Genomic DNA, 17,139 nt, shown 5'->3' on the forward strand with positions numbered 1-17,139 from the left:
TCTGATGCCGGCCCGCTCACTGGCGGGCCACGTCGACCGACGGCGAACTGCCCGAGAGCAGTCCGGACGAGTAGTGCAGGACACCGTTCGCGTCGACGACGACGGCATCCACTCCCGAAAGCGTTTCGATCAGCTGCAGCCCGCGCTCGGCGCCGAGCACGAACACGGTCTTGGACAGCGCCTCGGTGGTCAGTCCGTCCGGCGCCAGGATGGTCACGCTGCGCACGGCGTCGGCGCAGCGGCCGGTGCGCGGGTCGATCAGGTGGTGGTGGCGCACGCCGTCACGCTCGAAGCAGCGCTCGTAGTCGCCCGAGGTCGAGATGGCGGTGTCTTCCAGCGGCAGCAGCGCAACCACGCCGTCGGCGCGGCGCGGGTCGCGGATCGCGATGGTCCAGGGGCGGCCGCGGCGGTCACCGAGCACATGGCTGTCGCCACCGGCGGTGACGATGGCGTTGCTCACGCCCAGCGCGGCCAGGATGGCCACGCCGTTGTCCACCGCATGGCCCTTGGCAAAACCGCCGAGGTCGATGCGCATGCCTTCGCGGGCGAAGCGCAGGCTGCGGCTTTTCGGGTCGAGGATCAGGTGGCGCCAGCCGATCGCCGCGCGGCCGCGCTCCAGCTGCTCGGCCGTCGGCGTGGTGCCGGCGCGGTAGTCGTACAGGTTGCCGACGCTGGCGAAGCTGATGTCGAAGGCGCCGTCGGAAAAGCGCGAGAACTCGATGGCGCGCTCGATCAGGCGGTACATCTCGGCCGACAGCGGCACGGCCTCGCGGGCGGCGTCGCGGTTGATGCACGACAACTCCGACGCCGGCTTGTGCGGGCTCATGGTGTGGTCGATGCGGTGCATTTCATCCATCACCGCGGTGATGGCGCTTTGCGCTTCACGCTCGTCTTCCGCCCACAGCTCGACGCGGATCGCCGTGCCCATGATGGCTTCGTCGCGGTGGTACCAGGCGCCCTGCGGCGCGGCCACCACCACGGGCGGCGCGATGTGCGCCGTGGCCCGCTTGCTGAACGTCAAGCCGAAGAATGACAAGACCCGCTCCCTGCGTTTGTGATGCGGGCGGATCTTCCGGCCTTGACGCGGTCAATTTGCGTCAAAACTTGGCAAACAGCGATGACCTTACAACCGGTCGCACAAGAAACCCCACCAGGCGTTGAGCGCCTGATTCAGGATGTTTCAGATGCGTGCAGACGCTGCGAGAGTGATGCTCCCGCACCACAATCGACAGCTCGGCGCATGAGTTCCTTGCGGCAGATCAGCGAGAGAACTCGGTCAGCAGCCGGCCAGCCAGCGGCGCCTGGTCGATCAGGCCGCGCGCATCGGCCACCTGGCGGCCGTTGACCCACACGCCGTGCACGCCGAGCGCGTCGGTGTGCAGGCGCGCCGCGCCGCCGGGCAGGTCGTGGACGCGCCGCGTCGCCGCGCGGCCCACCGTGGCCGGGTCGAACAGCAGCAGGTCGGCTGCATGGCCTTCGCGCAGCAGTCCGCGGTCGGTCAGGCCGAAGATCTGCGCGCTCTGCAGGGTCAGGCGGCGCACGGCCTCGGGCAGGCTCATCACGCCGCGGTCGCGCGCCCAGTGGCCCATCAGGTGCAGGCCGAAGCCGGCGTCGTTGAAGAAGGTCAGGTGCGCGCCGGCGTCGGACAGCGACACCAGGCTGTGCGGATGCGTCAGCAGTCTCGCCACCGCCTCCTCGTCGCTGTTGAGCAGCTGCGCGGTGAAGATGGTCGTCAGGTCCTCGTCGAGCGCGAGGTCGAGCATCGTGTCCAGCGGGTCCTTGGCCGCGCGGGCGGCCAGCTCGGCGATGCTCTTCTGCTCCAGCGCACGGTGCCGCTCCTGCGACACCTGCACCACGTGCACCTTCTGCCATTCGCCGTTGAAGAGGCGGAAGGTGGCCGGCGCGGCCAGCTCGGCGCGCACGCGGGCGCGGAACTGCGGGTCGGCCAGCAGCGCCTCCAGCGCCGCGCCCTTCAGGGCCAGCGCCGGCTGCCAGCTCTGCAGCCCTTCGACCGGGTAGGGCGAGGCGAGGGTGAACTCCATCGTCAGCGGGCAGCACGAGACCTGCCCGATGAGCTTGCGCCCGCGGGTGTTGGCAGCGGAGATGGCATCGAGGTCGGCGAACACCGCGCCCGGGTTGGTGCCGTTGTGCAGCAGCGCGGCGATCATCACCGGCCGCTGCGCGCGCGCCGCCATCTCCTCGAGCAGCGCCACCGGCATCTGCCCGCCCTTGGTGACCATGTAGACGCCGCCGCCGCGGTGCGCCATCGCCTCGATCAGCGCGAGATGCTCGGCGTCGCTGGCCAGCCGCGACGGCATCGGGATGCCGCCTTCGCCGTTGTGCGCCGGGCTGGTGGAGCTGGCGAAGCCGACGGCGCCGGCGTCCATCGCTTCGCGGATCACCGCGGCCATGCGCTCGATCTCGTCGGCCGTGGCTTCGCGCTGCGTCGCTGCATCGCCCATCACCCAGGTGCGCACCGACGAGTGGCCGACGTAGCAGGCCAGGTTCACCGCACTGCCGCTGCGCCGCAGTTGCGCGAGGTACTCGGCGAAGGTCTCGAACTCCCAGCGGATACCCTGGCGCAGCACGTCCAGCGACATGCCCTCGACCTGCGTCAGGTTGCGCATCGTGCGCTCGCGGTCGGCCGGCCGGCACGGCGCGATGGTGAAGCCGCAGTTGCCGATTGCCGCGGTCGTCACGCCCAGCGCCGGCGAGGGCCGCACGTACGGGTCCCAGGTGACCTGCGCGTCGAAGTGGGTGTGGCTGTCGATGATGCCGGGCATCAGCGCCAGGCCGCCGGCGTCGATCACCTGTGCGGCGTCGACCGGCAGCGAGGCGCCGATCGCGCGGATGCGGCCGGCCCTCACCGCCACGTCGGCCGCGAAGGGCTCGCTGCCGCTGCCGTCGTACAGCGTGGCGCCGCGGATCAGCAGCTCGTCGGACATGATCAGGCCGCCTTGCGGATCGGTGCGGCGAACAGGTCCTCCATCGCCTTGCGGGTGCGGTACGCGTGGGTGCTGGTGTCCATCGCCACGTCGGCCCAGCTCAGGCTCTGACCCTTCTTCACCGGCCGCAGCACCTTGACGTTGTGCGCCAAGCCGAGCGGCAGGCCACCCATGGCGGCCGAGGTCGCCGCCGGCAGCAGCTTGCCCCACACCGTGTAGCCGCCCTCGCCGTCGAGCATCTCGCCGGGCGCGAGGTCGCGCTTGGCGGTGGCCACCACGTCGGCGTTCCAGCCCATCGCCACGCCGGTCGGCTCATTGCGCAGCGCCACGCTGGCCACCGACACGCCGACCTCCAGCCCGATCAGGTGCCAGCGCTTGTAGAGCGTGAAGTAGCGCCCGCTCGGGTCGGTGTGGGCGTTGTATTCCTCGAAGCAGTTCCTGATGTACTCGGTCTCGGCCTCGACGGTGACCCACACGCCCATGCGGATGTCGTAGGGGATCTTGCGGCCGTCGGGCTCCAGCGAGGAGATCACCTCGACCATGCCCTTCTTCTCGAGCACGCCGCCTTCGCTCTTCGGGCGGGTGACGAAGGGAATGTCCTCGACGCTCGCCGGCGGGTAGAGCAGGCCGTTGCTCGGCACCGCCAGGCCGGTGGCGTTGGACACCGCGGTCGACTCGATCGAGGGCTTGGAGCCGTCGAGGAAGCTGTTGAACATCTTCGGGTTCAGCCCGCCGCGCGCCGCCTGTTCGGGCGTCAGGCCGTAGTGGCCCCACACCGTCTCGGGCGTCGACTCGCAGAAGTGCGGCAGCCACTTGTGGCCGCGGCCGGCAGCGACGACCGGGAAGCCGCAGGTGCGCGCCCAGTCGACCAGGTCGCAGATCAGCGCCGGCTGGTCGCCGAAGGCCATCGAGTAGACGACGCCGGCATCGGCCGCCTTCTTCGCCAGCAGCGCGCCACAGAAGGCATCCGCCTCGACGGTGACGTTGACGACGTGCTTCTTGTTGTCGAAGGCGGCGAGGCAGTGGTCGACGGCAGCAATCGGGTTGCCGGTGCACTCGACGATCACGTCGATCGCCGGGTGGCGCACCAGCGCCTGCCAGTCGTCGCCGACGTGCGTGGCGCCGGTCTTGAGCGCCTCGTCCAGCGAGCCGGCCTGTGTGCGCGCTGCCTCCCAGCCGACACGCGCCAGGTTGGTCTGCGCCGCCGCCGGCGACAGGTCGGCGATGCCGACCAGGTGCACGCCGGGCGTGCGCGGCACCTGCGCGAGGTACATCGAGCCGAACTTGCCGGCGCCGATCAGGCCGATGCGCACCGGCCGGCCGTCGGCCTGGCGCTGCAGGAGCTTGCGGTGCAGGTTCATGCAGCCACCTTGGTGCTGTCGATCGGCTCGGACGAGGTGACCAGCGCGCTGCCGGGCATGCCGTTCTTCCACGGCAGGTCGACCGGGTAGTCCTTGCGCAGGCAGTCGTCGGGCAGGCACTCGATCGCATCGAAGTTGCGATGCGCGATGAACTCCGGCCGCTTGAAGCGCCGGATGTGGTTGCTGACCGCACACAGGCTCAGGTAGACGCTGACGCGGTTCCACGGGCTCAGGTTGCTGGTCGAGGCGTGCACCAGGCAGGAGTGGAACAGGATCATCGAGCCAGCCGGCCCCTTCGGCGAGACGATGCCGCCGTTCTTGCCGCCGGCACGCGCCACCAGTTGGCGGATCAGCTCGTTGTCGACCGTCCACAGCGGGTAGCTGGTCGTCGTCAGGTCGTGCTTCGCATCGACCACGCCCTTCTTGTGGCTGCCGGGGATGAACATCAGCGGGCCGTTGTACTCGTTGACGTCGTCGAGGAAGATGGCCACGTTCATGGCCCGCTCGGTGGGCATCAGGTCGTCGTTCTTCCAGGTGCCGTAGTCCTGGTGCCACTGCCACACGTCGCCCTCGAAGGCCATCTTGCCGTTGATCTTGAACTGGTGCATGTACAGCTTCTCGCCGAACAGGTCCTCCACCGGCTCGACCATGCGCGGGTGGCGCGCCAGCCGGGCGAAGGGCTCGCTGTACAGGTGGGCGGCGAAGTTGGTTCGCACGGCGTCTGAGCCCTTCTCGCGCACGTTGTAGGCCTCGCGGCGTGCGTAGAGGTCGGGCACGGCGTCGGTCAGCGTCTTCGCCTCCTCGGGCGTGAACAGGCCGGGGAAGAACAGGTAGCCCTCGCGGTCGAATTCGGCGATCTGCTCGGGGGTGAGTCTCATGCGGTGTCTCCTTGGGCAAGCGGAACCCCGTCGCCGTGCGTTGCGGCATCGAGGTGGCGGGTGATGTGTTCGCTGGCGCGCGCGGCGTGCTCGCGCATCAGCTGTTCGGCGTGCTCGGCATGGCCGGCGGCGATCGCCTGCGCGATGGCTTCGTGCTCGTCCCAGACCGAGTCGCGCAGGGCGGCGGCCTGCAGCGACGCGCCCATCGCACGGCGGATGTGCGCCCAGTGCAGGTGCGCGCTGCGCGGGATCAGCGGGTTGTTCGAAGCCGCATAGACCGCGTTGTGGAAGGCGATGTCGGCGTCGATCATGGCCTGTACGCTGCGCCCGCCCGCTGCCTTGCGGCCGCGCTCGATCAGCTTCGGGTCGAGACGCTGGCCGCGTTGCGCCGCCAGCCGCGCGGCCAGGCCGTCCAGCGCGCCGCGCACCTGGTAGACGGCGGCGATGCCCGAGGCGTCCAGCGGTGCCACCTGCACGCCGCGGCCCGGAGCGTCGAGCACCAGGCCGTCCTGCTTGAGCAGGCGCAGGGCCTGCAGCACCGGCTGGCGTGACACGGCCAGCTGCTGCGCAAGCTCCTCCTGCGTGATGCGCGCGCCCGGCGCCAGGCTGCCGTCGCTGATGGCGCCGAGCAGAGCCTGGTAGACCTGATCGACGAGGTCGGGCGCGACGTGCAGTTTCAGCAGCGGGGCGGGCTTCATGGTGATCAGCGCACTCTGTATACAGAATACACGGAGTCTGCCCGGATTCAAGTCGGACTCACGCTATCCTGCCCTCCGAATCGATTCACCGCGTTGCCATGCCCGCCGCTGCCCTCGACCGCCAGCCTTCCTCCTTGCAGCGGCTGCTGCAACGGTTGTCCCGTGGCCGCTGGGGGCGGCGCCCACCGCCGTACCGCGCGGCCATGGACGCGATGGACGCGGGCATCGTGCTGTTCGATGCGCACGACCGCCTGCTGCTGTGCAATCGCCACTTCCGCGCGCTCTACCCTGGCATGGCCGACCGGCTGGTGCCCGGCCGCAGTTTCGAATCGATCCTGCGCGACGCCATCGCCCAGGGCCTGGTGCCGCAGGCGCTGCCTGACGTCGAGGCCTTCGTGGCGGACCGCGTGCGACGCCATCGGCAGCCCGGGGCGCCCATCCTGCGGCAGATGAGCGACGGCCGCTGGCGGCGCATCAGCGAGCAACGCCTGGCCGACGGCAGCCTGCTGGCCTTCAGCATCGACGTGAGTGAACTGGTCGAGAAGGAGCGGGCGCTGGAGGCGGCGCGCACCGAGGCGGCGCAGGCACGCGACCGGCTGGAGGCCGCGGTCGAGGCGCTGCCCGACGGCTTCGCGCTGTACGACGCCGACGACCGGCTGGTGGTCAGCAACCACCGCTACCGCGAGATCTACGGCCCGTCGGCGCCGGCGATCCGCCCCGGCACCTCCTTCGAGGACATCCTGCGCTACGGCCTGGCGCACGGCCAGTACCCGGCCGCCGAAGGCCAGGAGCTGACCTGGCTCGAGGAGCGCCTGTACCGCCACCGTCATGCCGATCAGCCGATCCTGCAGGAGCTGCCCGGCAACCGCTGGCTGCGCATCGAGGAGCGGCCGACGCGGCTGGGTGGTGTGGCCGGCGTGCGCGTCGACGTCACCGAACTGGTGCAGCAGGGCCAGCAGCTCAAGCAGGTCAACGCGCGCCTGACGGAGAGCCGGGCGCAGCTCAATGCAGTGATCGGCACCGCGATGGCGGCGATCGTCACGCTCGACGCGCGCGGCGAGGTGCTGTCGGCCAACCCGGCCACGACCACGATCTTCGGCTGGCACGAACACGAACTGGTCGGCCGCGACATCGGCGTGCTGGTGCCTGAACCGGCGGATGGCGAGCCCGATCCCCTGTCGCTGCTGGTGCAGCGCGGCACGTCGCTGCGCGCCGCGCCGCAGGACCTCCGCGCACGCCGCCGCGACGGCCAGGGCGTGGCCGTGCAACTGGCCCTGTCGCGCCTGGAGATTCCCGGCCCGGCGCGCTACGTGGCGCTGTTCACCGACCTGTCGGAGCGCGAGGCCTACGCGCAGGCGCTGCGCGACGCCAACGCGCAGCTGGCCCACCTGTCCGAGACGGACGCGCTGACCGGCATCGCCAACCGCCGCCGGCTGGACCGCGCGCTGCACGAGGAGTGGCAGCGCAGCGGCCGCCACGGCCAGCCGATGGCTCTGCTGATCGTCGATGTCGACCACTTCAAGCGCTACAACGACAGCCTCGGCCACCCGATGGGCGACGAGTGCCTGCGCGCGATCGCGCAGCTGCTGCGCAAGTGCGTGCACCGCACCGGCGACCTGGTCGCGCGCTATGGCGGCGAGGAGTTCGCGCTGTTGCTGCCGCACACGGCAGCCGCCGAGGCGATGGCCGTGGCGCTGGCCTGCATCGAGGCGGTGGAATCGGCCGCGCTGCCGCACCCCGATTCGCCGCTGGCCGCACACCTGACGCTGAGCGTCGGCGTGGCCAGCGCGATGGCCGGCGCGGGCGTGTCCGCGGCGTCGCTGGTCGAGGCGGCCGATGCGGCTGCGTACGCCGCCAAGCGCGCCGGGCGGCGCCGCGCCGTGCTGGCCGAGTAGGCACTTCGGGCCCGGGCACGCCGGCGGCCGGCGCAAATGGCCTGAAAATACGCGCTTCGCCCAGTCCGGATCCGCCGGGCGGCGCGCACACCCTCCCCCCCAGACCATGGCAACCATCCTCCAATCGCTTCCCGCCGGCCAGAAGGTCGGCATCGCCTTCTCCGGCGGCCTGGACACCAGCGCCGCGCTGCACTGGATGAAGCTCAAGGGCGCCGTGCCCTACGCCTACACCGCCAACCTGGGGCAGCCGGACGAGCCCGACTACGACGACATCCCGCGCCGCGCGATGCAGTACGGTGCGGAGAAGGCGCGCCTGATCGAGTGCCGCGCCCAGCTCGTCGCCGAAGGCATCGCCGCGCTGCAGTGCGGCGCCTTCCACATCTCCACCGCCGGCGTGACCTACTTCAACACCACGCCGATCGGCCGCGCCGTCACCGGCACGATGCTGGTCACCGCGATGAAGGAGGACGAGGTCAACATCTGGGGCGACGGCAGCACCTTCAAGGGCAACGACATCGAGCGCTTCTACCGCTACGGCCTGCTCGCCAACCCCTCGCTGAAGATCTACAAGCCCTGGCTGGACCAGACCTTCATCGACGAACTCGGCGGCCGCGCCGAGATGTCGGCCTTCATGACGCAGGCCGGCTTCGCCTACAAGATGTCGGCCGAGAAGGCCTACTCGACCGACTCCAACATGCTCGGCGCCACCCACGAGGCGAAGGATCTCGAGCAGCTGAACAGCGGCGTGAAGATCGTGCAGCCGATCATGGGCGTGGCCTTCTGGCGCGACGACGTCGAGGTCAAGCGCGAGGAGGTCAGCGTGCGCTTCGAGGAAGGCCAGCCGGTCGCGCTGAACGGCAAGACCTTCGCCAGCGCGGTCGAGCTGATGATGGAGGCCAACCGCATCGGCGGCCGCCACGGCCTGGGCATGAGCGACCAGATCGAGAACCGCATCATCGAGGCCAAGAGCCGCGGCATCTACGAGGCGCCTGGCCTGGCGCTGCTGTTCATCGCCTACGAACGCCTGCTCACCGGCATCCACAACGAAGACACCATCGAGCAGTACCGTGACAACGGCCGGCGGCTGGGCCGCCTGCTCTACCAGGGCCGCTGGTTCGACCCGCAGGCGCTGATGCTGCGCGAGACCGCGCAGCGCTGGGTGGCGCGGGCCATCACCGGCGAGGTGACGCTGGAACTGCGCCGCGGCAACGACTACTCGCTGCTGAACACCGAGTCGGCCAACCTCACCTACAAGCCCGAGCGGCTGACGATGGAGAAGGGCGAGTCGATGTTCTCGCCGCAGGACCGCATCGGCCAGCTGACCATGCGCAACCTCGACATCGTCGACACGCGCGACAAGCTGGCGACCTATTCGCAGGTCGGCCTGCTGCCCTCGGGCGGCTCGGACCTGCTGCCGCTGCTCAGGGACGACAGCGCGAAGTGAGCTTCACGCTGGCCGAAGCGGCGGCCCGCGTTCCTAGTTGTTGAAAGGATCGCGCACCGCCGGCGCCTTGCCGAGCAGCGCGTCCTTGAGCTGCGAGTCGGCGGGGTTCTTGCCCAGCCAGATGCGCAGCAGCGCGGTGAAGAACTCCGGCTCCTTGATCGGATCGATGTTCGCCTTGCCGTTGATGAGCACGGTCGTGCCTTGGCCGGGCAGGTAGTCGACCGAGAACGAGTCGCCGGCGACGAGCTTCTTCTTCGCCGAGAACAGCTCGCTCAGGCGGATCGTGCCGGCTATCGACTTGGAGAACTCCTCGCGCGGCGAGTTGTCCTGCATGCCGCGGGTGAACAGCTTGCCCAGTTCGTTGGCGTCGATGTCGCGCAGCATCACGATGTGCATGCGCTTGGGGCCTGGCGCGGCGAGCGCGGCTTCGGTCGTGGCGACCTTGCTGCCGAGGTAGAGCCCGGCGGTATAGACCTTGAACACCGCCTTGTAGCGGATGCCGGCGCCGTTGAGCTGCAGCTTGCCGTTGCCGACCTGCAGCGTCTGGTCGTACTTGACGCCAGCCACTTCGGTGGTCTGGGCTTGCGCCAGCGGCGCGGTGAGCAGGGCCGCCAGCGTGGCGGTCAGGACGATGGTGCGACGGATCACGACGCTCTCCGAAATGTGTTGGCCGGCCATGTGGGGCCGCGAAGCCTGCGAGTGTGTCAAACCGACGGCGCGGCTGTCCATGGCGAATTCCACGAGTCGGGAGCCCTCCCCAGGCCGTTCTTGTGCGCTGCTACACTCGGCGCCCATGTTTTCGACACGCAAGCAAACCACGGGGTCGCACGACCGGGGAGCCTGGCCCTGGCGCCGCTCCTGCTGCCACGCCGGGCGCTGACCCGGCGCGTTTGCTTGCCGCGGAGCGCCGCGTTCACCCATGAAGCGCGCCCTTCGGCTCCATCGGCTGGCTCATCCAGCCGGCACCACCGAATCGAACCGTCACGCGGACGCAGCAGTCGTCCGCCGGGCCGTGGAGGGCCCTGACCCGTGATCACCGAACTCGAATTCAAGAGCCTGGCCGCGCAGGGCTACAACCGCATTCCGCTGTTGACCGAGGCCTTCGCCGACCTGGAGACGCCGCTGTCGCTCTATCTGAAGCTGGCTTACGGCAACGGCGGCGGCAAGCACAGCTTCCTGCTCGAGTCCGTCGTCGGCGGCGAGCGTTTCGGGCGCTATTCCTTCATCGGCCTGCCGGCGCGCACGCTGTTGCGCGCCAGCGGCTTCCGCACCGAGGTCGTCACCGATGGTGTGGTCGTCGAATCGCACGACGGCAATCCGCTCGACTTCATCGACCAGTACCAGAAGCGCTTCAAGGTCGCGCTGCGGCCGGGCCTGCCGCGCTTCTGCGGCGGCCTGGCCGGCTACTTCGGCTACGACGCGGTGCGCTACATCGAGCCCAAGCTCGCCAAGACCTGGAAGGACGGCGGCGTCGACACGCCGGACATCCTGCTGCTGCAGTGCGAGGAACTGGCGGTCATCGACAACCTGTCCGGCCGGCTGTACCTGATCGTCTACGCCAACCCGGCCGAACCCGAGGCCTACTTCAAGGCCAAGCGGCGCCTGGCCGAGCTCGGCGACAAGCTCAAGTACAGCGTCACCGCGCCGCAGGTCAAGCGCGTGGCGGCGCATGGCGTCGAGCGTGAGTTCGCCAAGAGCGACTACCTGGCGGCGGTCGAGAAGAGCAAGGAGTACATCGCCGCCGGCGACATGATGCAGGTGCAGATCGGCCAGCGGCTGAAGAAGCGCTACACCGAGAGCCCGCTGTCGCTGTATCGCGCGCTGCGCTCACTGAACCCCTCGCCCTACATGTTCTTCTACGACATGGGCGACTTCCAGATCGTCAGCGCCAGCCCGGAGATCCTGGTGCGCCACGAGCATGTGCCCGAGGGCGAGAAGGTGACCATCCGCCCGCTGGCTGGCACGCGCCCGCGCGGCGCCTCGCCCGAGCAGGACAAGGCGCTGGAGGCCGAACTGCTGGCCGACCCGAAAGAGCGCGCCGAGCACGTGATGCTGATCGACCTGGCGCGCAACGACATCGGCCGAATCACCAAGACCGGCAGCGTGAAGGTGACCGAGGCCTTCGTCATCGAGCGCTACTCGCACGTGATGCACATCGTCAGCAACGTCGAGGGCCTGCTGAAGGACGGCATGACCAACATCGACGTGCTCAAGGCCACCTTCCCGGCCGGCACGCTGACCGGCGCGCCGAAGATCCGCGCGATGGAGATCATCGACGAGCTCGAGCCGAGCAAGCGCGGCATCTACGGCGGCGCCTGCGGCTACCTGAGCTTCGCGGGCGACATGGACGTGGCCATCGCCATCCGCACCGGCATCGTCAAGGACCAGACGCTGTACGTGCAGGCCGCCGCCGGTGTGGTCGCCGATTCGGTGCCCGAGATGGAGTGGAGAGAGACCGAGCACAAGGCACGCGCCTTGATCAGAGCCGCCGAACTCGTCGAGGAGGGCTTCTGACATGCTGCTCATGATCGACAACTACGACTCCTTCACCTTCAACCTGGTGCAGTACTTCGGCGAGCTGGGCGAGGAGGTGCGCGTCTTCCGCAACGACGAGATCGATGTCGCCGGCATCGCCGCGCTGAAGCCCGAGCACCTGGTGCTCTCGCCGGGGCCGTGCTCGCCGGCCGAGGCCGGCATCTGCGTCGAGGCGATCCAGGCCTTCATCGGCAAGATGCCCGTCCTCGGCGTGTGTCTCGGCCACCAGGCGATCGGCGCGGCGCTGGGCGGGCGCATCGTGCGCGCGAAGACGCAGATGCACGGCAAGACCGACGTGCTGCATCACGACGGCCGCGGCGTGTACACAGGCCTGCCGCAGGATTTCACCGTGATCCGCTACCACTCGCTGGTGATCGAACAGGCGACGCGGCCGGAGGTGCTGGAGATCACCTCGACCTCGCAGGACGGCGAGATCATGGGCGTGCGGCACCGCGAGCTGGCCGGCACGAAGACGCCACTGGAAGGCGTGCAGTTCCATCCGGAGTCCATCCTCACCGAGCATGGCCACGCGATGTTGAAGAACTTCCTGGAGCTTCGGCCATGATCGTCGACCTGCGCAGCGATACCGTCACGCGGCCGACCGCCGCGATGCGCGAGGCGATCGCGCGGGCCGATGTCGGCGACGACGTGTTCGGCGACGACCCGACCGTCAACGCGCTGCAGGAGCGCATCGCCGCGATGCTAGGCAAGGAGGCGGCGCTCTACGTGCCCAGCGGCACGCAGAGCAACCTGTGCGCGCTGATGAGCCATTGCCAGCGCGGCGACGAGTACATCGTCGGCCAGATGGCGCACACCTACCGATGGGAAGCTGGCGGCGCGGCGGTGCTGGGCAGCATCCAGCCGCAGCCGATCGCCCATCAGCCTGACGGTACGCTGCTGCTGGCCGACATCGAAGCGAACATCAAGCCCGATGACCCGCATTTCGCGCGTTCACGGCTGCTGACCCTCGAGAACACGCTGGGCGGCAAGCTGATGCCGATGGCCTACCTGCGCGATGCGACGGCGCTGGCGCGCCGGCAGGGGCTGGCAACTCACCTCGACGGCGCCCGGCTTTTCAATGCGGCGGTGGCTCTTGGCGGCGATCCACGCGCGAACGCCCGCGCGATGGCAGACTTGTTCGACTCCGTCTCGGTCTGCTTCAGCAAAGGCCTGGGTGCACCGGTCGGCTCGGCGCTGGTTGGCTCGAAGGAACTGATCGCCAGGGCGAAGCGCGTGCGCAAGATGGCCGGCGGCACGATGCGCCAAGCCGGCGTGCTGGCCGCGGCCGCGCTGCACGCGCTCGAGCATCACGTCGATCGCCTCGCCGACGACCACGCACGGGCGCGCCGCCTGGCCGACGGCCTGCAAGGCCTGCCCGGTGTGACGGTGCAGCCGCCGCAGACCAACATGGTCTTCATCGACCTGCCGCGCGAGCGAGCCGCTGCGGCCGTGGCCGAACTACGTGCCCGCGGCGTGCTGGCCACCGGCTTGTACCAATTGCGCCTGGTCACCCACCTCGACGTAGCCGACGCCGGCATCGACCATGCCATCGCCGTGCTGCGCGAGGCGCTGCACTGACCCCGCGCCCCTTCAGGAGCCCGCCATGCCCATCACCGACAACGAAGCGCTGACCCGCACGATCGAGCACCGCGAGATCTTCCACGACGAGATGCTCGCGCTGATGCGTCGCATCATGGGCGGCGAGATGTCGCCCGTCATGATGGCCGCGCTGCTGATCGGCCTGCGCGTCAAGAAGGAGACCATCGGCGAGATCACCGCCGCCGCGCAGGTGATGCGCGAGTTCTCCACCAAGGTCGAGGTGGCCGACCGCACGCACCTGGTCGACATCGTCGGCACCGGCGGCGACGGTTCGCACACCTTCAACATCTCCACCTGCTCGATGTTCGTCGCGGCCGCTTGCGGCGCGCGCGTGAGCAAGCATGGCAACCGCAGCGTGTCGAGCAAGTCGGGCAGCGCCGACGTGCTGGAGTCGCTCGGCGTGAGCCTGTCGCTGAAGCCGGCCGACATCTCGCGCTGCATCGCCGACACCGGCATCGGCTTCATGTTCGCGCCCAACCACCACCCGGCGATGAAGAACGTCGCGCCGGTGCGCAAGGAACTCGGCGTGCGCACGATCTTCAACATCCTCGGGCCGCTGACCAACCCGGCCGGGGCGCCGAACATCCTGATGGGCGTGTTCCACCCTGATCTCGTGGGCATCCAGGTGCGCGCGTTGCAGCGCCTGGGCGCCGAACACGCGCTGGTGGTCTACGGCCGCGACGGCATGGACGAGGTCTCGCTCGGCGCCGCGACCCTGGTCGGCGAGTACAAGGACGGCGACATCCGCGAGTTCGAGATCCATCCCGAGGACTTCGGCCTGACGATGGCAAGCAACCGCACGCTGAAGGTCGAGACGCCGGAGCAGAGCAAGACCATGCTGCGCGCGGTGCTCGACAACGAGCCCGGCCCGGCGCGCGACATCGTCATCCTCAACGCCGGCGTGGCGCTGTATGCCGCCAACGCGGCGGCAACGATGGCCGACGGCGTGGCGATGGCGCGCGAGGCGCTGGCCTCGGGCAGGGCGCTGGCGAAGATGCACCAGTTCGTGGCCCGGACCAAGGAACTGGCCGCGGCATGAGCAGCGACATCCTGAACAAGATCGTCGCGGTCAAGCGTGAGGAGATCGCGGCGGCGAAGCGCGTTCGCGATGCTGCTGCGCTGCGCCGCGACGCGGAATCGCTCGGTAGGCAAAGGGACTTCGTCGGCGCGCTGCGAACGAAGATCGCCGCTGGCCGCGCCGGCGTGATCGCTGAAGTGAAGAAGTCGAGCCCGAGCAAGGGCGTGCTGCGCGAGCACTTCGTGCCAGCGGAGATCGCCTCCAGCTATGAGCGCGGCGGGGCGGCCTGCCTGAGCGTACTGACCGACGTGCAGTTCTTCCAGGGCTCGGCGGAGTTCCTCGAGCAGGCCCGTGCTGCCTGCGCGCTGCCGGTGCTGCGCAAGGACTTCATGGTCGATGCGTACCAGGTGTTCGAGGCGCGCGCCATGGGTGCCGACTGCATCCTGCTGATCGCCGCCTGCCTCGACGACGAACTGATGGCCGACCTGGAAGCACAGGCGTTGGCGCTGGGCATGGCGGTGCTGGTGGAAGTGCACGACGGCGCCGAACTCGATCGTGCGCTGCGCCTGAAGACGCCGCTGGTGGGCATCAACAACCGCAACCTGCGGACCTTCGAAGTCACGCTGGACACCACGCTCGGCCTGCTGCCGCGGGTGCCGACGGACCGCCTGCTGGTCACCGAAAGCGGCATCCTGGGCGCGGGCGACGTGAAGCGCATGCGCGATGCCGACGTGCACGCCTTCCTGGTCGGCGAAGCCTTCATGCGCGCGCCGGACCCGGGCGCCGCGCTGGCCAGCCTGTTCGCATGACCGCGGACGATCTGGCGGCGGCCTGCGCCAGCCTGCCGCCGGCCTGGGCCGCCGCGTTGCCGCAATGGACGCCGGAACGCTTCGCCGGCGTGATCGAGCGCGTTCGCGCCGTATCGGATGCGCGCGAGATCGCTCCGGCCGACCCCTTCCGTGCCTTGCGATTCGCCGATCCGGAGCAGGTCAAGGTCGTCGTCTTCGGCCAGGATCCCTACCCGAAGCCGGGTCATGCCGACGGCCTGGCCTTTTCCGCCGGGCACGGCAAGCCGGCTTCGCTGCGCCGCATCTTCCAGGTGCTGGCCGAAGACAAGCCCGGGTTCAAGCCGCCGGCGGCATGGAAGCTCGACGGCTGGGCGCGCCAGGGCGCGCTGCTGCTCAACCCGACGCTGACCATCGAAGTGGGCCGCATCGGCAGCCATATGAATTGTGGTTGGCAAGCGCTCACAGCCGATATTGTCAAGGTTCTGTGCAGAGCGGAGTGCCCGCCGGTGTTCATGCTCTGGGGTGACAAGGCTCGGCAGTTCTTCGTCGAGGCGCAGCCGGCCAACACGCAGGTGCGTACCCTGGTGACCCGCCACCCGTCCAACGACTTCCAGCGCCGCTTCATGGCCGAGGACCGGCACTTCCTGGAGACTGCCAGCCTGGTCGACTGGTGGGCTCTCTAGCCTGTGTTATAGTCGCGGGCTCTGCGTGGAGGGGTGCCCGAGTGGCTAAAGGGGGCAGACTGTAAATCTGTTGGCTTACGCCTACGCTGGTTCGAATCCAGCCTCCTCCACCAAAGATTGCAGTGAAGCGTGTTGTCTCCCGAGCGGGAGTAGTTCAATGGTAGAACCCCAGCCTTCCAAGCTGATGACGCGGGTTCGATTCCCGTCTCCCGCTCCATGTCGCCAGAGGCTTGGTGTCCCGCCCGGATTCAAGCCTGTGTCGACGGTCAGTTGATCGGCCCATGTGGCTCAGTGGTAGAGCACTCCCTTGGTAAGGGAGAGGTCGCGCGTTCGATCCGCGCCATGGGCACCAAGTCTTGATATTCATTCTCGTTGTCGAGGAGCGAAACGATGGCAAAAGGCAAATTTGAGCGGACCAAGCCGCACGTGAACGTGGGGACGATTGGTCACGTGGACCATGGGAAGACGACGCTGACGGCGGCGATCACGACGGTGCTGTCGGCCAAGTTCGGCGGCGAAGCCAAGGCGTACGACCAGATCGATGCGGCGCCGGAAGAGAAGGCGCGCGGCATCACGATCAACACCGCGCACGTCGAGTACGAGACCGCCAACCGTCACTACGCGCACGTCGACTGCCCCGGGCACGCCGACTACGTGAAGAACATGATCACCGGTGCGGCGCAGATGGACGGCGCGATCCTGGTGTGCTCGGCCGCTGACGGCCCGATGCCGCAGACCCGCGAGCACATCCTGCTGGCGCGTCAGGTCGGTGTGCCGTACATCATCGTGTTCCTGAACAAGTGCGACATGGTCGACGACGCCGAACTGCTCGAGCTCGTCGAGATGGAAGTTCGCGAACTGCTCGACAAGTACGACTTCCCCGGCGACAAGACCCCGATCATCCACGGCAGCGCCAAGCTGGCGATGGAAGGCGACAAGGGTGAACTCGGCGAGCAGGCCATCCTGAAGCTGGCCGACGCGCTGGACAGCTACATCCCGACGCCCGAGCGCGCCATCGACGGCGCCTTCCTGATGCCGGTCGAAGACGTGTTCAGCATCTCCGGTCGCGGCACGGTGGTGACCGGTCGCGTCGAGCGCGGCATCGTCAAGGTCGGCGAGGAAATCGAGATTGTCGGCATCCGTGCCACGCAGAAGACCACCTGCACCGGCGTCGAGATGTTCCGCAAGCTGCTCGACCAGGGCCAGGCCGGTGACAACGTCGGCATCCTGCTGCGCGGCACCAAGCGTGAAGACGTCGAGCGCGGCCAGGTGCTGTGCAAGCCCGGCAGCATCAA

15 protein-coding genes and 3 tRNA genes are annotated in these 17,139 nt (G+C 68.9%); 12 read left to right on the forward strand and 6 right to left on the reverse strand.

Features of this window, described 5'->3' with window-relative positions:
* Positions 1-16 precede the first annotated feature (16 nt).
* From AAG801_RS10675 to AAG801_RS10695, 5 genes are all read right to left on the reverse strand, one after another.
* The gene (locus tag AAG801_RS10675; protein ID WP_341888358.1) at positions 17-1,036 is read right to left on the reverse strand and encodes an FAD:protein FMN transferase; all 1,020 of its coding nucleotides are present in this window, start codon (positions 1,034-1,036) and stop codon (positions 17-19) included.
* A 223-nt stretch (positions 1,037-1,259) separates the two neighbouring features.
* Positions 1,260-2,945 carry an amidohydrolase family protein gene (locus AAG801_RS10680; protein ID WP_341888359.1) on the reverse strand — a complete coding sequence of 562 codons (1,686 nt, stop codon included), beginning with the start codon at positions 2,943-2,945 and terminating at the stop codon, positions 1,260-1,262.
* A gap of 2 nt (positions 2,946-2,947) precedes the next feature.
* Entirely contained in the window at positions 2,948-4,306 is a 1,359-nt protein-coding gene (locus AAG801_RS10685) for a Gfo/Idh/MocA family oxidoreductase (RefSeq protein ID WP_341888360.1), read from the reverse strand.
* Positions 4,303-5,184 carry a phytanoyl-CoA dioxygenase family protein gene (locus tag AAG801_RS10690; protein ID WP_341888361.1) on the reverse strand — a complete coding sequence of 294 codons (882 nt, stop codon included), beginning with the start codon at positions 5,182-5,184 and terminating at the stop codon, positions 4,303-4,305. The genes AAG801_RS10685 and AAG801_RS10690 overlap by 4 nt, the downstream gene beginning before the upstream one ends.
* On the reverse strand, positions 5,181-5,882 hold the full coding sequence (locus AAG801_RS10695) for a GntR family transcriptional regulator (protein ID WP_341888362.1): 702 nt from the start codon (positions 5,880-5,882) through the stop codon (positions 5,181-5,183). Before AAG801_RS10695 ends, AAG801_RS10690 begins: the two co-directional genes overlap by 4 nt.
* A gap of 98 nt (positions 5,883-5,980) precedes the next feature.
* Here AAG801_RS10695 and AAG801_RS10700 point away from each other — a divergent pair, with 98 nt between their 5' ends.
* Both AAG801_RS10700 and argG read left to right on the forward strand, forming a co-directional pair.
* The gene (locus AAG801_RS10700) at positions 5,981-7,777 is read left to right on the forward strand and encodes a diguanylate cyclase (protein ID WP_341888363.1); all 1,797 of its coding nucleotides are present in this window, start codon (positions 5,981-5,983) and stop codon (positions 7,775-7,777) included.
* 106 nt (positions 7,778-7,883) lie between these two features.
* Positions 7,884-9,221: an argininosuccinate synthase gene (gene argG / locus AAG801_RS10705; protein WP_341888364.1), complete on the forward strand. Its 1,338-nt coding sequence runs from the start codon at positions 7,884-7,886 to the stop codon at positions 9,219-9,221.
* A 33-nt stretch (positions 9,222-9,254) separates the two neighbouring features.
* On the opposite strand, the gene AAG801_RS10710 is transcribed toward argG, so the two are convergent.
* Positions 9,255-9,869, reverse strand: a complete 615-nt coding sequence (locus tag AAG801_RS10710) for a chalcone isomerase family protein (protein ID WP_341888365.1) — start codon at positions 9,867-9,869, stop codon at positions 9,255-9,257.
* 381 nt (positions 9,870-10,250) lie between these two features.
* Between AAG801_RS10710 and trpE the strand changes: the two genes are divergently transcribed.
* The 10 genes from trpE to tuf form a co-directional block, all read left to right on the forward strand.
* Complete coding sequence (gene trpE, locus AAG801_RS10715; RefSeq protein ID WP_341888366.1) at positions 10,251-11,735, forward strand: anthranilate synthase component I; 1,485 nt, start codon at positions 10,251-10,253, stop codon at positions 11,733-11,735.
* 1 nt (position 11,736) lies between these two features.
* Positions 11,737-12,321: an aminodeoxychorismate/anthranilate synthase component II gene (locus tag AAG801_RS10720; protein ID WP_341888367.1), complete on the forward strand. Its 585-nt coding sequence runs from the start codon at positions 11,737-11,739 to the stop codon at positions 12,319-12,321.
* Complete coding sequence (gene ltaE, locus AAG801_RS10725) at positions 12,318-13,334, forward strand: low-specificity L-threonine aldolase (RefSeq protein WP_341888368.1); 1,017 nt, start codon at positions 12,318-12,320, stop codon at positions 13,332-13,334. Before AAG801_RS10720 ends, ltaE begins: the two co-directional genes overlap by 4 nt.
* A 25-nt stretch (positions 13,335-13,359) precedes the next feature.
* Positions 13,360-14,394: an anthranilate phosphoribosyltransferase gene (gene trpD / locus AAG801_RS10730; RefSeq protein WP_341888369.1), complete on the forward strand. Its 1,035-nt coding sequence runs from the start codon at positions 13,360-13,362 to the stop codon at positions 14,392-14,394.
* A complete protein-coding gene (gene trpC / locus AAG801_RS10735; protein WP_341888370.1) occupies positions 14,391-15,182 on the forward strand; it encodes an indole-3-glycerol phosphate synthase TrpC in 792 nt (263 codons plus the stop codon). The genes trpD and trpC overlap by 4 nt, the downstream gene beginning before the upstream one ends.
* Positions 15,179-15,844 (forward strand): uracil-DNA glycosylase, encoded by a 666-nt coding sequence (locus tag AAG801_RS10740; RefSeq protein WP_341888371.1) that lies wholly within the window; start codon positions 15,179-15,181, stop codon positions 15,842-15,844. The genes trpC and AAG801_RS10740 overlap by 4 nt, the downstream gene beginning before the upstream one ends.
* A gap of 27 nt (positions 15,845-15,871) precedes the next feature.
* Positions 15,872-15,957 (forward strand) — tRNA-Tyr (locus AAG801_RS10745).
* A gap of 30 nt (positions 15,958-15,987) precedes the next feature.
* Positions 15,988-16,061 (forward strand) — tRNA-Gly (locus AAG801_RS10750).
* Positions 16,062-16,121: 60 nt separating this feature from the next.
* Positions 16,122-16,196, forward strand: a tRNA-Thr gene (locus AAG801_RS10755).
* A gap of 38 nt (positions 16,197-16,234) precedes the next feature.
* On the forward strand, positions 16,235-17,139 hold a 905-nt coding region (tuf, locus tag AAG801_RS10760; protein WP_341888372.1), incomplete at its 3' end, for an elongation factor Tu.

This window comes from Variovorax sp. YR752 (assembly GCF_943372545.1).